This is a genomic window from Paenibacillus sp. UNC499MF (genome assembly GCF_900107975.1).
Classification (GTDB): Bacteria; Bacillota; Bacilli; order Paenibacillales; family NBRC-103111; genus Paenibacillus_F.
On the sequence record NZ_FNVF01000003.1, the window covers coordinates 549,365 to 566,836 of the forward strand.

Below are 17,472 nucleotides of genomic sequence, written 5' to 3' on the forward strand. Positions count from 1 at the left end.
GAATCTAACCGACATTAAAGAACTTTTTAAATAAAGGAGCTGGGAAACCATGAGTTTGGAAAACAAATCATCCGAGCTGGCAACATTTGCGGGCGGCTGCTTCTGGTGCATGGTCAAGCCGTTCGACGAGCAGCCGGGAATTCTCAAGGTCGAATCCGGCTACACGGGCGGTCACCTGGAGAACCCGACATACGAACAGGTCTGCTCCGACACGACCGGCCATTACGAGGCGGTTCAGATTACGTTCGACCCTGCCGTGTTCTCTTACGAGCGGCTGCTTCAGGTATTCTGGCAGCAGATCGACCCGACGGACGCGGGCGGCCAATTTAACGACCGGGGCCAGTCGTATCAAACGGCCATTTTCTATCATAGCGAGGAACAGAAGGCGGCAGCGGAGAAATCCAAGCTGGAGCTGGCCCGCAGCGGACGGTTCGACAAACCGATCGCCACGGAAATTTTACCGGCCAAGCCGTTTTATCCGGCGGAAGAGTATCATCAGGCTTACTATAAAAAAAATCCCCTGCGCTATAAAGCGTATTCGGTCGGATCTGGGAGGGCGGCATTCTTGAAAAACACTTGGAAAGACCACGCGAAAGATCAGGATCTCAAAAAGCGCCTCACGCCCATGCAGTATGAAGTGACGCAGAACAGCGGCACCGAGCCGCCGTTCCGCAATGAATTCTGGGATCACAAAGAAGAAGGACTGTACGTGGATATCGTGTCCGGCGAGCCGCTTTTCAGCTCCCTGGACAAGTTTGACTCCTCCTGCGGATGGCCTTCCTTTACGCAGCCGCTCCAGGGCGAGCAGGTAACGGAACACGTGGATCTGACCCACAATATGGTCCGTACGGAAGTCCGCAGCAAGGACGCGGATTCCCATCTGGGGCATGTTTTCGAAGACGGCCCGGGCCCGAACGGGCTCCGCTACTGCATCAACTCGGCCGCTTTGCGCTTCGTTCCGAAACATAAACTGGAAGAAGAAGGCTACGGCGATTACCTGAAACTGTTTACGAAATAAGAACCGGGCCGGGTTCCTCTTGGGGAGCCGGCCTGGCCATTGTTTAAGCCGCGGGGGTATCCCCGCTTTTTTTATTGAAAGAATTTCTTAACCTTTTTGTAAAAAGATCCTAAGCAACAAATGATACAATGGAACCATTATGACTGCCGGCCCGCCGCAAACGGGCAAACAAAGGATGAAAACGGACATGGACAAGCATATTCTGATCGTCGACGACGACGATAAAATCGCTCAGCTCATCGAAATTTATTTGCAAAACGAAGGCTATACCGTCTACAAAGCCGACAACGGTATGACGGCTCTGGAAATTATGGCGGAACAGACGGTTCACCTCGTCATCCTCGATATTATGATGCCGGGCATGGACGGCCTTCAGGTGTGCATGAAAATACGCGAAAAGCAAATGACCCCCATCTTGATGATCAGCGCCAAGGACGGGGATCTCGATAAAATTACCGGGCTGATGACCGGGGCGGACGATTACGTCGTGAAGCCTTTCAACCCGCTGGAGCTGATCGCCCGTGTCAAGTCCTTGCTGCGACGGGCTTATTTCCAGGCCCAGGCATCCGTTCCCGCCGAAGAGCATACGACCCGGATCGGCTCCCTCCTGATCGACAAGCAGACCCACACCGTAACGGCCAACGGACGCCTCGTCAAGCTGACGCCGATCGAATTCGGCATTTTGTCCCTGCTGGCGACTCATCCGGGACGTGTATTCAGCTCGGAAGAAATTTTCGAGAAAATCTGGAAAGAAAAGTATTTCGAGTCCACCAACTCCGTTACGGTCCATATCAGCCGCCTCCGCGACAAGCTGGAGAAGGAGACGGAAGGCGAGAAACTCATTCACACGATATGGGGGGTCGGCTACAAGCTTGAAAACTAATTGGAGCAGAGCCCTGTTGTACAGCCTCGGATCGGCCCTGATCGTGCTGCTTCTTATTTTTCTCCTGGGCCGCACGCTCTTCTATTCCTATCTTTCCGAGCGGATCAGCCTGGAAAATATTTTGATCTGGATCAACTACCGGATCGGCTATCCCGATGCTTATATTCAGGCCGGACTGATCATCTTCCTTCTCTTTTTTGTTTACTTTTACCGGCTGGAGCAGCGTCACCGGGACAAGCGTACGCTCGCGCAGATTATCGAGAATATGCAAAAAATAACCGACGGCGATTTTAATCACCGCGTTCCGGCGGGAGGCTCCGGCGAGCTCGGTCAGCTTGCCGTGCACGTCAACCGGCTTGTGGACCGCCTGAAGCTCTCCCTGGAGGAAGAACGCCAGGCCGAACAGGCCAAGAACGACCTGATCACGAACGTGTCGCACGATCTCCGGACACCGCTCACTTCCATTACCGGTTATCTGGGCCTGGTCGATCAGGACAGATACCGGGACGAGGTGGAGCTCCGTCACTATATCGGGATGGCTTACGAGGAATCCCAGCGGCTGAACCAGCTCGTTCAGGATTTGTTCGAGTACACGCGGCTGCGGAACAAAGAAATGAAGCTGCAGCTCGTCAAGATCGATCTGGTCGAAATGCTGCATCAGATTTTCTCCGCTTTTCAGCTGCAGCTTAAGGAGGCGGAAATGGACACGCGCATGACGTTCGAGCAGCCCCGCCTCTACGTGCTTGCGGACGGCAATAAACTTCGCCGGGTGTTTGAAAATCTGATCACCAACGCAATCAAGTACGGGCATGACGGAGCTTATCTCGACGTCACGGGACGGATCGAGGGCAGCGAAATTGTCCTGTCCGTAACCAATTACGGCGAATCGATCCCCGCGCCCGATCTTCCGCGGATTTTCGAGCGGTTCTACCGCGTCGAGAAATCCCGTACGAAGCATCTCGGGGGCTCGGGAATCGGTCTGGCCATCGCCAAGCAGATTATCGACCTCCACGGCGGAACGATCGAGGCTTACAGCGATCCGGAAGAGACGGTATTCACAGTCCGCCTGAGGACGCTGAATCCCGAAAGCTCTCCCCCTTCCTCCGTCCGTTCCGGTTCTTTCTAGACGCGATCCTCCGCGGAGGATCGCTTTTTTTATCGCGGAAATAGGGCTGTGCAGGGAACACTCAAAATCTGTCTAAAATCACAGAGAAACGTAATTATTTCGTAAGGTTTTCTTATCGGATTATTAAACGTTAGGGTCCAATATAGAAGAAGAACAGTTACCGCCTCAGACCGGAAAGGAGCATTACCCCATGAAACTAAAAACAACCCTGCTGGGACTCACGGCGGCCGTCGTCGCCCTGACCCTGGTTTCGGATCCTTTACATGTCATTAAACCACGCGCCGTGTCCGCTTTATCGACGCTGCGCTCAGGTCTTCTGGGCGGAAGCGGCAGCCCTTTAACTTCTTCCGTCGAGGGAGAAGCCGCCGTACTCATGGACGCGGATACCGGCGAGGTCCTTTTCGAGAAGCAGATGGACTCGCGCCTTTATCCCGCCAGCACCACCAAAATCGTCAGCGCCATGGTCGCCCTCGAGAAAGGAAGCGCCAAAGACCGCATTACGGTCGGCGACGAAATCCGGCTGAAAACGCCGGGAGAAAGCACCGCGGGTCTGTGGGAAGGCCAGCGCCTTTCGCTTGAGGATCTTATCGCCGCGATGATGCTTCCTTCCGGCAACGACGCGGCAAGAACCGTCGCCCGCTACATAGCGGAGAAGGACAGCGGCCGGAAGCTTTCCGCGGAGGAGGGCATCGACTATTTTGCCCGCCTGATGAACGAGAAGGCCGCCGCAGTCGGCGCCAAGCGCTCCCACTTCACCAACCCGCACGGGCTGCACGATCCCAAGCATTACACGACTGCGGGCGATATGGCTCTGCTTGCCCGGGAAGCCATGAAGAACAAAGTGTTCCGCAGTATTGTCGATGAGCCCCGGCATACGGTCGCTTCGTCCGGACATTCGCAAACGTTCGTCAACCGGAACCAGCTTCTTCAGGAAGGCGGCGCCTATTATTTCAAAGGCGTTAACGGCGTCAAAACTGGCTTTACGGACGAAGCCGGCTATTGCCTTGTTTCGTCGGCCGATCTCGACGGAAAGAACCTGATTACCGTCGTACTCCGTTCAAGCTCCGGCGGCGTTTATACCGACACCCATGCGCTGCTCAAGCTTGCCGTGAACAAGGAAACGGCCTGAACCGGACGGCTCCAAGCCGCGATAGGGAACGGGCTAGGCTTCAGCGGCGCCTTCACGGCTGTCTTACTTTCCTTGTCTGAACGGCAGCGCCCCGTTTGAACGAATGGTGATTGAACCTGCCGGGCAAGGTGAGTCATCTCGTATCCGCCGTTAACAATCACATCCGTTCGGGAGCCGGCAGTCCGAGCACATCGAGCGCTTTCCCTAACGTTTCGCGGAATTTCCACGTCAGCCAAACCCGCAGCTCCACCCGGCCTGCCGGACCTTTCAGTATCGGACAGGCTCCGTAGAAGTTGTTGAACAGCAGCGACAGCTCGAAAGCATAGCTGCAGATCAGATTCGGAGCCAGCTGCCGGACGGCGGCATCCATCGTCTCGGTCCAATACGCGATCTGCTTCAGCAGCTGACGCTCGGGGGTTTCCAGCGTCCCGCCGTCCACGCAAGGCACCGGCGGCTCCTTGAGCGCTTGCCCGTTCTCTGTCCGTTCTGCACCCGCCTTCTCCAGCACACTCCCGGCACGGGCGTACGCGTACAGCAGATAGACGCCGGAGTTGCCGCTTACTTCCGTCGCCTGGCGCAGATCGAAAACGACTTCCGTCTGAAGATGATATTTCAGCAGGTAATACCGGATCGCGGCGGCCGCAATGTCCCGGCTGGAGAGCCCCTCCTTCCGGGAGCGCTGAGACTCTATGCTCTCCTCCATCGCCTGGAGCAGCTCGGCCACCTTGATGCCTACACCCTGTCGCCCCGACATGGCATACGAGCCTTTCCCTGCGGAAGTGTCGACTCCCAGGCTGCCGGCCGTTTCGGGGCTCAGCGAAACGACTCCGTAGCTCACATGCCGCAGCCGGGCCGCCTGCTCGCTGTAGCCGAGCGCTTCCAGCGCCAGCTTGACCATCGCCTGCGGATACTCCTGCCGTTGATCGATCACGTTGATCACCGACTCTCCGCGGCCGAACGGCCTCGCTTGTCCTTGCGGCTCGGTGGACCAGACGCCATCAGCAAACGGCCTGTACGTAAAATCCTGAGGCAGCAAACCGAACTTCCACAAATGGTACGCGATATCCTTAGCGGTATACGTCAAAATTCCATTCGACCGGACGAGTACCTTATCCGCCTGATGCGCTTCCGTGTCAAGACCGTCGGGCCCCTCCGCTTCATCCCTGTTCGCGCCTCCGTGGCGCAGTACCCAACAGCCGGCCAGCTTGCCTTCCTCCACTTTGTAAAACGCATCCGTAGCCTTAAGATGTTCGAAAGCGGCTTCCCACAGCCCTTCGGCCACAATACGGCTTTCCCACACGAGCACGTCGTACCCGATGCCGAACGCCTTCATCTCGTGAAGCTGTTCCCGCACGATTTTTTCCGCCGTCAAGCGTCCGATCCAGGCCGCAGAAGATTTTCCTTCCTCCAATTCGTGGAGCACCCTCGTTCTCTCTTCAAGCAAAGCGGAATTCTCCTTGTACGCTTTGTTTACTTTTGCATAGGTATCCCAGCAAAAATCACCGAAACGGACATGCTCCCCTTCCGCACTCTCATGAAGAATACCTACCACCGTATCGGCCAGCTGATTTCCCAGGTCATCGATGTAATTGTGAATTTCCACCTCACAGCCCGCTCTCACCAAAAGGCGCGCCAGCGTATCTCCAATGCAGGAATTGCGCAGATGACCGATGTGAGCCGATTTATTCGGATTGATCGACGTATGCTCGATCACAACCTTCCCCTTCTCCGTCTCGCCTTGGTAAGCCGAATATTCCCGATGGCGGTTCAGCCAGACGTTCCAATCGATCGAAAAATTCAAAAACCCCGGTGCCGCGGCTTCTATACTTGAAAAGATGCCTTCTGCGATCTTCGCATGCTCCAGTTCACTCTTTAGCTTATTTGCAATTTCCAAGGGAGACTTTCTCATAGTTTTAGCCAAAAGCATGGCGACGTTAGTACTGTACTCCCCGTGTTCGGGATGAGCGGGCCTATCCACCAGCACTTTCAGTTCGGACGGCCACGAGATGCCCGCTTCGTCCAGCAGCTTCCGGACCCCTCTTTCGACTTCAATGCGCAATGCTGCGGATATCATTTTCATAACCCCCTTTTGATGATAAAACGCAAAAAGCCCCCGTCTCTATGAAGAGACGAGAGCTCGTAAGTTCCCGCGGTACCACTCTAAGTGCCCGATTCCGCCAATGCGGAAAACCGGACCTCTTTTGATCGATAACGGCGTTCAGCCGGATCTTCCTACTTTCCGTTCAGAAGACCATCTCCCGGGCCCGAGGCCAACCAGACATCCGTACCGGCTCTCACCTTCTCCGGCTCGCTGTGACTATCCGTCTGAATGCCAATCCCATTCTTAAACGTTTCTGTTTTTTGCGTTGTTTGAATAATTAGATTATTTATACCGGAACATCCGCATATTGTCAAGGCGGCATTTGGTAAGGAGAGCTGCAGCAAGGAAAAACTTCCGGAAAAAATCAGCGCGGCTCCGAATAGGACATAAGCTAAAAAACCTATGCTGAAGCACGCGTTCACGTTATAAAATGATCATGATTATAAGAAATATTCATTTTTTACAGAAATATTTCTTCATAAATTCAGGTAATAAATCCATTATCCGTTTTAATTTCTTTTATTAGATTATAACCATAATAATTACAGATTTTATTTTAAATTCCGCTATTTCAACCGTTTACACTTGCACGTTAATGTGTTACTTTGATGATGTAATCTAAATTATGGTAAAGGGTGTGTAATTATGAAAAGTAGAGTTTTAGCCATGTTGTTCCTCTGTTTCGCCCTGTTTGTTGTTGTCCCCCTCTCCGCATCAGCAGCTACGAGTGTGCAGGCTACAGGCCAAGGCCAGCTGAACATTACGGCCAATTTCACAGGTGCTTCTTATGCTGAGGTTTATGTCAGCAACCAGAATGGTCAAGCAGTTTACAACAAAATCTTCACCTCCGTTGGCGGAAATGGAACAATCAACGCTTCGATCCCTAACCTTCCATACGGCACTTACAAGATCATTATCGGCGGACAAGCTATTTCGGTCTCGAACCTGCATTACGGCTTCCAATAATGCAATATAAGAAAAGCCTCGAAATCGAGGCTTTTTTTGTTTATTTCTTATCCCGATACTTCCGGTACATAAGCTAAGGATACAATAAAGTTCTAACTTGAGGTTTACTTACCAAAGGTTAAATCCCAGATTTGTTCCACAACAGGGGGATTAAATTCTTGGGGATACAACAAAATCGAAATCAACAACGTTAGCAGGATTGCAGTGGTAAGCGAAACACCACGATTGATGAACTTTCTTTTTTTGAAACCAGCCGCTATCACGACACTGTTTACAAGATATATAGCAGGCAGGGCAGCAATTCGACCAAGACCCGTATAGGGAAAGAAGTGGATTAACCCTGTTATCACAAGCATACAAGGAGCAAAGGCCCAAACACACTGATCCACAACCGAAAATCTGAAAAGAGCAGCCTTTTCCAAGCCGGAAAAATGTTTATAGAACATATGACCGCAGTCGAGGCATTTATTATCGTAGGGAACTGCAAAAGGAATCAAGGATACAAGTGCCCCATAAGAAACACCTCCCGTAAAAAACAGAAAGGTAAGAAAAAAATAAACAGAGAGCAGCAGTCTCGTTAAAATTGAAGAAGTTTGCATGATTCGGTCCCCGTTACACTTAGAACAATGCTTCACTAGAATCTCCATCCCTTACCGGCCAATTAAGTATCGTTAATATGAAGAGCTTACAATCCTAAGTGTACTATTCTTTTTTGCCGATTGATTTCCTCTTTTATCCACTAGCATAATCTAACCAGCCGTTAACAGCCGAATCCGATTACACCCAGCCTGCTGCTTCTAAACTGGCTGAGTTTGCTATATATCGAAAAATCATCTTGCTCGCGCCCACAAAAAAAGAGCTCTCCCGCATAAACGGGAAAGCTCTTTGAACCTCGCTCAGTGAGCGACGGTATTGTAAGTCATAATCCAGATGGAACCTGCCACGATCGTCGTCAGAATCACGAGACCGAGAATCAAGGTCATCAGGTTGTAACGCGGTCCCTTCTCGTCCGTCAAGTGCATGAAGAACAACAGCTGCACGGCGAACTGGAGAACGGCGGTAATGAGCAGGACCAGAATGGCCGCCTTGCCCGTTACCATTTTGTTCAGGACAACGACCAGCGGAATAATCGTCAGCACGATCGACAACAGGAAACCGATGACGTAAGACTTCAGAGAACCATGCGATTCATGGTGTTCATGGTCGTGCGCTCCGCCCGAATGGGTCGTATGTTGTGCCATCTTACATCACCCCCATCAAGTAAACGAACGTGAAGACGAAGATCCAGACCACGTCCAGAAAGTGCCAGTACAAGCTGATGATGTTCACTTTACGGCGTGTTACCGTGTTGATGCCGTGACGGCTGAGCTGGATCATCAACGCAATCATCCATACCAGACCGACGGATACGTGGATTCCGTGCGTTCCGACCAAGGTGAAGAAGCCGGACAAGAAACCGCTCGTTGAGATCGTTGCGCCTTCATGAACCATTTTGACAAACTCGGTTACTTCCAGCGTGATAAAGGAAGCGCCTAGCAGCGCCGTTACGGCCAGCCAGCCGATCAGACCTTTACGGTTGCCTTTATTCATCGCCAGTACGGCCAGACCGCTTGTAAAGCTGGAAGTAAGGAGGATGAACGTCTCCGCGATAATGCCCGGCATTTCGAACAGCTCCGCCGGAGTCGGACCGCCGTTAGTGTTGCCGTGAAGAACGATGTACGTGGCGAACAACGTACCGAACAGAATAACGTCGGTGATCAGGAAGATCCAGAAGCCGAACATCCGCAGCGATTCGAGGTCATGATGGCCATCATCATGGCTGTGATCGTGCTGGTGAGACATTGCTTTATTGTGACTGCTTGCTTGTGCCAATTAGACCGACCCCCTTGCCGCGGCTTCCGTGCGTTCAATCTCATCCACCGGAATATAGTAATCTGTATCATAGTTAAAGGAATGTGCAAGCATACATACCGCGACTCCGATCATGCCCGGGATGGCGAAGAACATCCAGCCGAACACGAAGCCGAAGCCCGCGATGAACCAGCAAAGCGATTTGATGAACGGAATCGCCGAGTTTTTCGGCATGTGAATCGGTTCAAGCTTCGCTTTAGGCGCCGGTTTGCCGCCCTGCTCCAGACGCTGCTTCTCTTCCCACCAAGGATCCTGCACGCTTGCCGTAGGAATCGTCGCAAAGTTATAAAGCGGAGCCGGCGAAGGAATGGACCATTCCAGCGTACGTCCGTCCCATGGATCGCCTGTTGTGTCGCGCTCCATGAACTTGATGCTGTGTGCGATTTGCCATACTTGGAAAATGAAGCCTACCCCCATCAGGAAGCCCCCGATAGTGGAAGTCAGGTTCAAGCCGTACCAGCCCGAATCCCAGCCGTACGTGCTGAGACGCCGGGTCATGCCGTCCAGGCCGAGGAAATATTGCGGCATGAAGCAGACATAGAAACCGATATTCCAAAGCCAGAATGCCCATTTACCGAGCTTCTCATTCAGCTTGAAGCCGAAAATCTTCGGCCACCAGTAGTAGAGACCGGCGAAGTATCCGAATGCGACACCACCGATAAGCACTTGGTGGAAGTGGGCAATCAGGAAGTAACTGTTGTGGAACTGGAAGTCGGCCGGCGCTACGGAGAGCAGCACCCCTGTCATCCCGCCCACGATAAAGCACGGAATAAATCCGATCGTCCACAGCATCGGGGTATCGAACCTGATTTTCCCCCGGTACATGGTGAACAGCCAGTTAAATACCTTCACGCCCGTCGGAATCGCGATAATCATCGTCGTTATGGCAAAGAAGGCATTGACATTGGCCCCCGAACCCATCGTGAAGAAGTGATGCGCCCAGGTAAAGAACGAGAGAACGCTGATAATCATCATGGCGAACACCATGGATTTGTACCCGAACAATTTTTTCTTCGCGAAAGTCGAGACGACCTCCGAGAAAATACCGAATGCCGGCAGTACAACGATGTAAACCTCAGGGTGACCCCACATCCAGATGAGGTTGATGTACATCATCGGGTTGCCCCCGCCGTCCAGCGTGAAGAAGTGCGCGCCCATGAAACGGTCCAGGAACAGCAGAGCGAGCGTCACGGTCAGAATCGGGAAGGCGAAAATGATCGCGATACAGCTGGAAAGCACGGACCAGGAAAACATCGGCATTTTCATAAGCTTCATGCCCGGTGCGCGCATTTTCAGAATGGTCACGATAAAGTTAATACCGGTCATCAAACTCCCGATACCGGAAATCTGAATCCCCCAGATGTAGAAGTTCTGCCCGACCCCCGGACTGTGTGATAGCTCCGACAGCGGCGGGTAGGCCAGCCAGCCCGCATCAGGCGAGCCTCCGATAACGAAAGACATATTGAACAGCATCGCGCCGAAGAAGAACAGCCAGAAGCTGAGCGCGTTCAGGAACGGGAACGCGACGTCGCGCGCTCCGATTTGAAGCGGTACGGCGATATTGAACAAGCCGAACATCAGCGGCATCGCCATGAACAAAATCATGATTACGCCGTGCGTGGTGAAGATTTGGTTATAGTGCTCCGGCTGCAGGAACTCCATATCCGGCATCGCCAGCTGCGTACGCATAAGCAGCGCATCGACGCCGCCGCGGAACAGCATCAGGATCGATGCGATGATATACATGATACCGACACGCTTATGGTCGACGGTAGTCAGCCATTCGCGCCACAGCCATGTCCATTTTTTAAAATAAGTCAGTACAAAGATGATGGCGATAGTCGCCAGAGCGATACTCACGTCAGCGCCGTAGATCAGCGGATCGCCGGTTACGAAGAACGTGGACGCGAAATCTTTGATTTTATCCAGCATGATGGATGTTCCCCCTTTCCTCTCTATTCATGGCCCGTATGAGCGGCGGAAGCTTCCTGCTTCACTGCGCCCGAGCCTTCCGTTGAACTGTTTCCGGCTGCTTTGTCGGAAGAACCCGACTCGGTACCTGCAGACGGCTTGGCAGGCGCAGGAGCACCGAAGCCTCCATGGTTATGGGACGGGGAGTATCTCGTTACGATCTTCTCAAACAACCCTTCCGGGAATTTGGAGAAAGACTGAACTTCCGATACGCCAGGCTCGGCAAGCTTCTTGTATCCGTCCAGCGTAAGCTCCGGAGAGCTTCCCTTGATTCCATTGACCCAGGAATCGAACTCGGCTTGAGTCGTGGCTTTCGCGACGAATCTCATCTTACCGAAATCTTTACCGCTGAAGTTAGCGCCCGAACCCATATATTCGCCAGGCTCGTCGGCCATCAGATTCAGCTTCATGGCCATTCCGGACATCGTGTAAATCTGTCCGCCAAGCTGCGGAATCCAGAAAGAGTTCATCGGTGCGTCCGAAGTCAGCTCGAAACGGACCGGTACATCTTCGGGAAACTGAACATAGTTAACTGTCGCGATACCCTGCTCGGGATACTTGAAAAGCCATTTCCAGTCCAAAGACGTAACTTGGATCGTGATCGGCTTAACCTCTTTCTCGGCCGCAAGCGGTTTGGAAGGCTCCAAAGCATGCGTGTAACGGACGGTAACGATACCCAGTGCCAAAATAATCAGAATCGGGATCCCCCACCAAATTGTTTCGAGCTTGGTGCTGTGCTCCCAGTTTGGCGTATATTTCGCCTTTCTGTCCGGCTTGTCACGGTAGCGCCACACGATTACAAAGGTAATCACGAGTACGGGTACGATGATGACCAGGCAGAGCAGAGTCGAAATCACGATCAAATCCATCTGCTGTTGACCGACGGGACCTTTCGGATCCAATACGATCGGACTTTTACAGCCTGCGGAAACGACCGCCATCAAGACCAGCATGAATACTGCGCTAAAACGCCGGAACAAGTTCCCCTTCTTCAATTCTCCTCATCTCCTGACTAACGCCCCCGCCATCCTAAGACGCGGAGATCGTTCGTTCTTTCATGTATGTGATAAACATAACAGAAACGGAATCGAACATCTGCCCTGTTAACAAAGGTGTCATCGAACCGTTGAAATTCCGTAATAGAAAGTTCAACGTTTCGACGTTTTTTTGTAATGAATAGGCAGAAAACCTTGCCAGACCAGCGTTTTCACCAAAACTTGGATGAAACCTGAGTCCCATCCCGCTATAATTGTGAACGCAAATTCTGTCCGATTTTGTCGATCCGTAGACACACCTTTAGGTTCATTACCCGAATTGCCCGTCTTCTAACAGCCCTTTCCCCGTTAAAATTCCGCTTACCTTTACACGTTCCTATCGGAAGACAATAAAAAAGAAGCCCTCCACCCTGACGGGTCCGAGGACTTCTTGTTCATTCCGGTTATTCGGTTACTTCACCGTTCTCCTGCTGTTCAAACTTACGCTCGTGCACCAGGTGAATCGCTGTGCCGATCGTATAAATGAACACGCTGCCGACCATAAAGCCGATGCCGACCATCAACGTCAGGTTCTTGTCGCTAAAGTGGAATACGTTCCACAAACTCATAATTACGCCGATTACTAGCGCGCTCCATGCCATCAGGTTCATAAAAGAAAATAAGCGACCAACTTCGCGTTCGTTTTTTTGTCTTTGCGGTACGGTTAATGTTTTGGTTGTCATTGAAATCACTTCCCTTTCGTGCAGTAAGGGTCTATTTGTGTCTATTATAGCACAATCTTTAAAATTTGTTCAAACAATTTTCAAATTTTGATCAATAATTGGACACTTTTTATTACCCGAAACGAGAAGGAGGTAAACATTAGGGAAACAACCGCTTCATATACGCATTTTTGTGCATGCCGCAAAAGACTCCTTTTCCCGCTGATCCGTCAATAGACTCTAATGAACTTACGGCATCCCCTTCTTCCGATTATCGTATCGCTGTCGCCAGGACTCGTTTTTCCTAACCACATGGGTATGTTGCCGTTAATAAAAAGCTAATATTCGCTCCGCACCGCGAAGCTCTCCGTGCACGATGCTTGATGTCACATGGCGGTGGACTCTTTTTTAGACTAGGCTGCATATCTTTCCCTTCCCGCTTTCAAAAAACGCTTCCCTGCCAGCCGTTCAGCTTTGCGGCCGCCTCGACTAAGAAATAGTCTCCGTAGATCAGCCCCACATCGACGTTCTGACCGGCGGGCTTATTGCCCGTGCCTTCCCGAAGAATCGCTTCGCTCCCGTCATCAAAAGAAGCGTATGAACCTGCCAAAGCCGCCATAATCCTTGCCGCCGCTTGTTCATACAGCGCTCTCTCGCAGGCCGGCACATGCTTTGCGATTTCAAGCATCCCCGACGCGGCGCAGGCTCCCGCTGAAGTATCCCTCGGCTCCCCTTCCGCATTCCCGGTACGGAAATCCCAATACGGCACGCCGTCTTCGGGCAGGCAGGCCAGAAAATAATGGGCGACTCTTTTCGCCGCATGAAGGTAACGCAACTCGCCGGTATATCGGTAAACGTTCGCCATCCCGTATAGGGCCCAAGCCTGTCCGCGGCTCCATCCCGATTCTGGCGAATGCCCCTGGCCTCCCAGCGCTTCCAGGAAAGCTCCCGTCTCCGGATCAAAGCTGACAATGTGCCGGACCGATCCGTCTTCCCGGATAAAATGTTCCAGCACGGTATCCGCATGGGCGGCCGCTATATGGCGGAAGCGGGGATCCTGTATTTCTTCCGCCGCCCAGAACAGCAGGGACAGATTCATGCAGGAATCGATGATCGCCCAGCCGGTCTTGTCCTGGTTCCAGGCCCGCAGAAAACGGCCGGCGGGATTAAACCGCCCCGCTAAGAAATTTGCCGCCTGCAGTCCTCTTCTGCGTGCATCGGCGTCTCCCGTAAGCTTGTATTTAACAACCGCCGTCGGAAGAAACTGAAAGCCAACGTCATGGTGAAGATTGGAGGCGTTCACCATACACTGCTCCAGTTTCGCATCCCAGTTCCACGCTTTCTCCCGCAGTGACGGCTCACCCGTCATGTCATGCATAATCCACAACATTCCCGGCCAGAAACCGGAGGTCCACCAATCGATCCTCATATCATCATATACCCCGTCAAAAGCCACATGAGGCGACCGGTCCCCCATTTTTTCCGCCATAACGTTTACTTTCTTCTGCAGCTCGGTCCATAGTTGTTCGTTATTCACTCTTATCCCTGCCCTTTCCGGCGATCCGTCCGGCCCCCTACTCTACCGCCGGACTCCGTTAGTGTCCTTATTCTCCTATCGTAACAAAACGCGTCCGGCATAGTTTTGGGAATATTATGATATAATGTTGTCAAATTACGAATTCACAGAGGGCCTTATCATGAGACTTGATAATTATGCCGATCTCGGACGGCATCCCGTGCAGCTTTCTCTTTGTGTTAACCGTTCGGAAAGCTTTCGCGATGTTTTTCACGCCCACCAGGGAATCGAAATTTTATATGTTCACCGCGGCAGCGGAAGGGTCATGATCGGACAGGATCTCTTTGAGATGAAGCCGGGCACGCTTCTGTTTTTCAAACCCTTCCAGCTTCATACGATACGGATGACCATTACCGAAGTGCAGCCCTACATCCGTTCCATGCTGCTGTTCGATCCGGCTGTTTTGCTCCGGTATACCGAGCCTTACCCGACGTTAAACAGCTTTTTGCTGCATATTTGGAAACATCCGTTGAATCATCAGTGGGTAGACGTGCCGGATCCGGAAGCGATGGATGCCCTTTTTCATTTTTACAAAGGGGATACAACCGTGAGCGGAAACTCCCCTCTCCAATCCGAAAAAATTGTGTTGGATACGATCTCCCTTCTCCACCGGATTCAAGTTCTTTTCGAAAAGGGATCTGCCGCCGGAAGAATCGGTACCACGCTGCGCTTTTCCCCGTCCGTCGCTGCCATACTGGATTGGATCGAAGTCAACTATGCCTCGGAATTCCGCCTCACTGATTTGGCCGGGCATGTGCACCTTACTCCCAATCATGTCTCCTATCTGTTTCACAGGGAAACGGGGAGCACCTTAACCAGCTATCTGACCGCCAGAAGGCTGCAGCAAGCCTCTTTTCTTCTTAAAACGACGAACTTATCCGTCCGCGAAATCGGCCATCGAATCGGGTTTTCTAACTTCTCTTACTTCTGTCAGTTGTTCAAAAAACATAACGGCCTCTCGCCCGCAAAATATCGCGCCAGTTAAGCGCAAAAAAGGCAGGAACGTCTTTGGACGCCCTGCCTTTTTCTTTCTACGTGTACAGCCGTTACAGTGTTAGACCGCCGTCGACTACCAGAACGGAACCTGTCATATAACCGGACTTGTCCGATGCTAGGAAAGCGACAGCTTCAGCCAGCTCGTCAGGCTGCGCATACCGGCCCATACGCATGTTAGGTACTTCTTCCGGCACAAATCCGGACGTTTTAAACATTTCGGTTACGCTGTCCGTTAATGCGGTTTGGACCCCACCCGGGCAGATCGCATTGACGCGGATGCCTTTTTTGACATACTCAAGTGCCGCGGACTTCGTTAATCCGACAACCGCATGCTTGCTGGCCGAATAAACGCTCACGCTGTGCTCACTACGGATGCCTGCTGTAGAAGCCGTGTTAATGACCAAGCCGCCGCCCTGCTTTTCCATCACCTGCAGCACATATTTCAGACCGAGAAAGACTCCTTTTACATTCACGTTCATAATGCGATCGTATTCATCTTCCTGAACTTCCGTGAGCGGACCAAACTTCTGAATAATTCCCGCGTTATTAAAGAAAATATCGATGCGGCCGTACTTTTCTACCGTTTTATTTACATAGTTCTGCACATCGTCACTTAAAGCCACGTTAGCCTGGACAAAAAAAGCTTCTCCGCCCTGCTCTTGAATGAGACGAACCGTTTCTTCACCGGTCTCTTTGTTAAAGTCTACCGCTACGATTTTTGCACCCTCTTCGGCCAGCTTCAAGCTGCTTGCTCTGCCGATTCCGCTGCCTGCACCTGTCACTACTGCGATCTTAGCTGATGTTGTCATGTTCTCAATCCCCTTGAGCCAGAGTATAATGAAATTATGATAGTTATACTATCATATTGATTGTTATTATATCATTCTTGAAAACCATGCTCAACAACATCTTATGGAAAATGAAAGACAGCTTGCATTGACAATTAGCGGAAGGTTTGCTAGGATGGCAATCAGCCCAACCGGGATTGAAAGGACGTGAGCTTCAATGCCCCCCAAAACCAGATTGGAACAAGAACGCCGTGAAGGCAAGCAAGTCAGAAAAAACAGCCTGATCGATGCCGCTGAAAGAGTTTTTATGCGTAAAGGTCTCGAAAAAACAACCATGCAGGAAATCGCGGACGAAGAAAATATCGGCATTGCAACGGTTTTCCGTTATTTTCCCAAAAAGGACAAGCTGATCGTTGCGGTTGCCGTTAAAATTATTGAGTCCCAAATCTCAACTTTTCAGTCTGTAGCCGATTTGCCTTGCACATGTATGGAGAAACTGGACAAACTTTTTGACCATTTTATTTCGTTCATTGAGCCGCAGCATTTGGACAATACCCGTTTTATCGAGGCTTTCGAGAGTTACGCGGCCCAATCCTCCGTTCCCCTGACGGATATCGAGCTTTACAACGCCGCTATCCGCAAGTTCAGCGAAGTCCTTACCGAAATTATCACAATCGGGCGGATCGACGGCTCTATTCGCAGTGACATCACAATTCAGGATACGCTCTCCAGCCTTATTCATGCTTTCGGTATTTTCTCCAAGAAACTTTCCATGCAAAAAAGCATCGTCATGCTGGAAGCCAAGCTTCCGCCCGAGACTCAGTTAGCTATCCTCAAAACCATTTTTCTTGACTATCTTAAACCGCCGATCCAGGAGACACCTTAAACATCGAGATTTTTTAAAAGGCTATACAAGCCACACCTCGGGTTATGGCATTATCGCTTTGAAATGCTTTTAAACAAAACAGTCTATGCAAAACAACCCTGTTGGAAACTTTCAACAGGGTTGTTTTGGTACAGATAGTTGAGGACAGCTAATGAAAGAAAAGTTCATAACCGTTGTCTGCAAACTTGTCATCTTATAACTGCTTGTTTTCTATGCAACATAACATGTTAATGAAACTGTTATGCTTATTGAATTGAACTATTGAGCCACGTCGTGATAAAAGCATGCCGCTTTACCTAATGCAACTGTGACTGTAAATGAAAACAAAAAAAAGCCCTCTTGAACGGTTACGTTCAAAAGGACTCTTACGTGCTTGGCAACGTCCTACTCTCCCAGGACCCTTCGGTCCAAGTACCATCGGCGCT

16 protein-coding genes are annotated in these 17,472 nt (G+C 51.3%); 7 read left to right on the forward strand and 9 right to left on the reverse strand.

From position 1 onward, the window contains the following. Positions 1–49: 49 nt before the first annotated feature. The 4 genes from msrA (at position 50) to C4S74_RS10670 (ending at position 4,156) form a co-directional block, all read left to right on the forward strand. Positions 50–1,018, forward strand: coding sequence for a peptide-methionine (S)-S-oxide reductase MsrA (gene msrA, locus C4S74_RS10655; RefSeq protein WP_103995297.1), 969 nt, complete (start codon positions 50–52; stop codon positions 1,016–1,018). Between the two features lie 187 nt (positions 1,019–1,205). Then, positions 1,206–1,901 (forward strand): response regulator transcription factor, encoded by a 696-nt coding sequence (locus tag C4S74_RS10660; protein ID WP_103995298.1) that lies wholly within the window; start codon positions 1,206–1,208, stop codon positions 1,899–1,901. Beyond that, positions 1,891–3,027, forward strand: coding sequence for a cell wall metabolism sensor histidine kinase WalK (locus C4S74_RS10665; RefSeq protein WP_103995299.1), 1,137 nt, complete (start codon positions 1,891–1,893; stop codon positions 3,025–3,027). Before C4S74_RS10660 ends, C4S74_RS10665 begins: the two co-directional genes overlap by 11 nt. A 190-nt stretch (positions 3,028–3,217) precedes the next feature. Next, on the forward strand, positions 3,218–4,156 hold the full coding sequence (locus C4S74_RS10670; RefSeq protein WP_103995300.1) for a D-alanyl-D-alanine carboxypeptidase family protein: 939 nt from the start codon (positions 3,218–3,220) through the stop codon (positions 4,154–4,156). A gap of 157 nt (positions 4,157–4,313) precedes the next feature. Here the strand turns inward: C4S74_RS10670 and C4S74_RS10675 are convergent, their stop codons facing one another. Next, positions 4,314–6,230, reverse strand: coding sequence for an arginine--tRNA ligase (locus C4S74_RS10675; RefSeq protein WP_103995301.1), 1,917 nt, complete (start codon positions 6,228–6,230; stop codon positions 4,314–4,316). Between the two features lie 672 nt (positions 6,231–6,902). Between C4S74_RS10675 and C4S74_RS10685 the strand changes: the two genes are divergently transcribed. Further along, positions 6,903–7,223, forward strand: coding sequence for a hypothetical protein (locus tag C4S74_RS10685; protein WP_103995303.1), 321 nt, complete (start codon positions 6,903–6,905; stop codon positions 7,221–7,223). Positions 7,224–7,327: 104 nt separating this feature from the next. On the opposite strand, the gene C4S74_RS10690 is transcribed toward C4S74_RS10685, so the two are convergent. The 7 genes from C4S74_RS10690 to C4S74_RS10720 form a co-directional block, all read right to left on the reverse strand. After that, on the reverse strand, positions 7,328–7,822 hold the full coding sequence (locus C4S74_RS10690; RefSeq protein WP_103995304.1) for a hypothetical protein: 495 nt from the start codon (positions 7,820–7,822) through the stop codon (positions 7,328–7,330). 297 nt (positions 7,823–8,119) lie between these two features. After that, the gene (cyoD, locus tag C4S74_RS10695) at positions 8,120–8,464 is read right to left on the reverse strand and encodes a cytochrome o ubiquinol oxidase subunit IV (protein WP_103995305.1); all 345 of its coding nucleotides are present in this window, start codon (positions 8,462–8,464) and stop codon (positions 8,120–8,122) included. A 1-nt stretch (position 8,465) separates the two neighbouring features. Continuing rightward, positions 8,466–9,065 carry a cytochrome o ubiquinol oxidase subunit III gene (gene cyoC, locus C4S74_RS10700; RefSeq protein WP_181024381.1) on the reverse strand — a complete coding sequence of 200 codons (600 nt, stop codon included), beginning with the start codon at positions 9,063–9,065 and terminating at the stop codon, positions 8,466–8,468. Between the two features lie 30 nt (positions 9,066–9,095). Then, entirely contained in the window at positions 9,096–11,066 is a 1,971-nt protein-coding gene (locus tag C4S74_RS10705) for a cbb3-type cytochrome c oxidase subunit I (protein ID WP_103995307.1), read from the reverse strand. 23 nt (positions 11,067–11,089) lie between these two features. Continuing rightward, entirely contained in the window at positions 11,090–12,100 is a 1,011-nt protein-coding gene (cyoA, locus tag C4S74_RS10710; protein ID WP_103995308.1) for a ubiquinol oxidase subunit II, read from the reverse strand. Between the two features lie 443 nt (positions 12,101–12,543). After that, complete coding sequence (locus tag C4S74_RS10715; RefSeq protein WP_103995309.1) at positions 12,544–12,822, reverse strand: hypothetical protein; 279 nt, start codon at positions 12,820–12,822, stop codon at positions 12,544–12,546. A 421-nt stretch (positions 12,823–13,243) separates the two neighbouring features. After that, on the reverse strand, positions 13,244–14,290 hold the full coding sequence (locus C4S74_RS10720; protein ID WP_103995335.1) for a glycoside hydrolase family 88 protein: 1,047 nt from the start codon (positions 14,288–14,290) through the stop codon (positions 13,244–13,246). 208 nt (positions 14,291–14,498) lie between these two features. Here C4S74_RS10720 and C4S74_RS10725 point away from each other — a divergent pair, with 208 nt between their 5' ends. Continuing rightward, positions 14,499–15,362, forward strand: a complete 864-nt coding sequence (locus tag C4S74_RS10725) for an AraC family transcriptional regulator (protein ID WP_103995310.1) — start codon at positions 14,499–14,501, stop codon at positions 15,360–15,362. Between the two features lie 61 nt (positions 15,363–15,423). Here the strand turns inward: C4S74_RS10725 and C4S74_RS10730 are convergent, their stop codons facing one another. Beyond that, positions 15,424–16,182, reverse strand: coding sequence for an SDR family NAD(P)-dependent oxidoreductase (locus C4S74_RS10730; protein WP_103995311.1), 759 nt, complete (start codon positions 16,180–16,182; stop codon positions 15,424–15,426). Between the two features lie 196 nt (positions 16,183–16,378). Here C4S74_RS10730 and C4S74_RS10735 point away from each other — a divergent pair, with 196 nt between their 5' ends. Continuing rightward, positions 16,379–17,047, forward strand: a complete 669-nt coding sequence (locus C4S74_RS10735; protein ID WP_103995312.1) for a TetR/AcrR family transcriptional regulator — start codon at positions 16,379–16,381, stop codon at positions 17,045–17,047. The last annotated feature ends 425 nt before the right edge of the window (positions 17,048–17,472 follow it).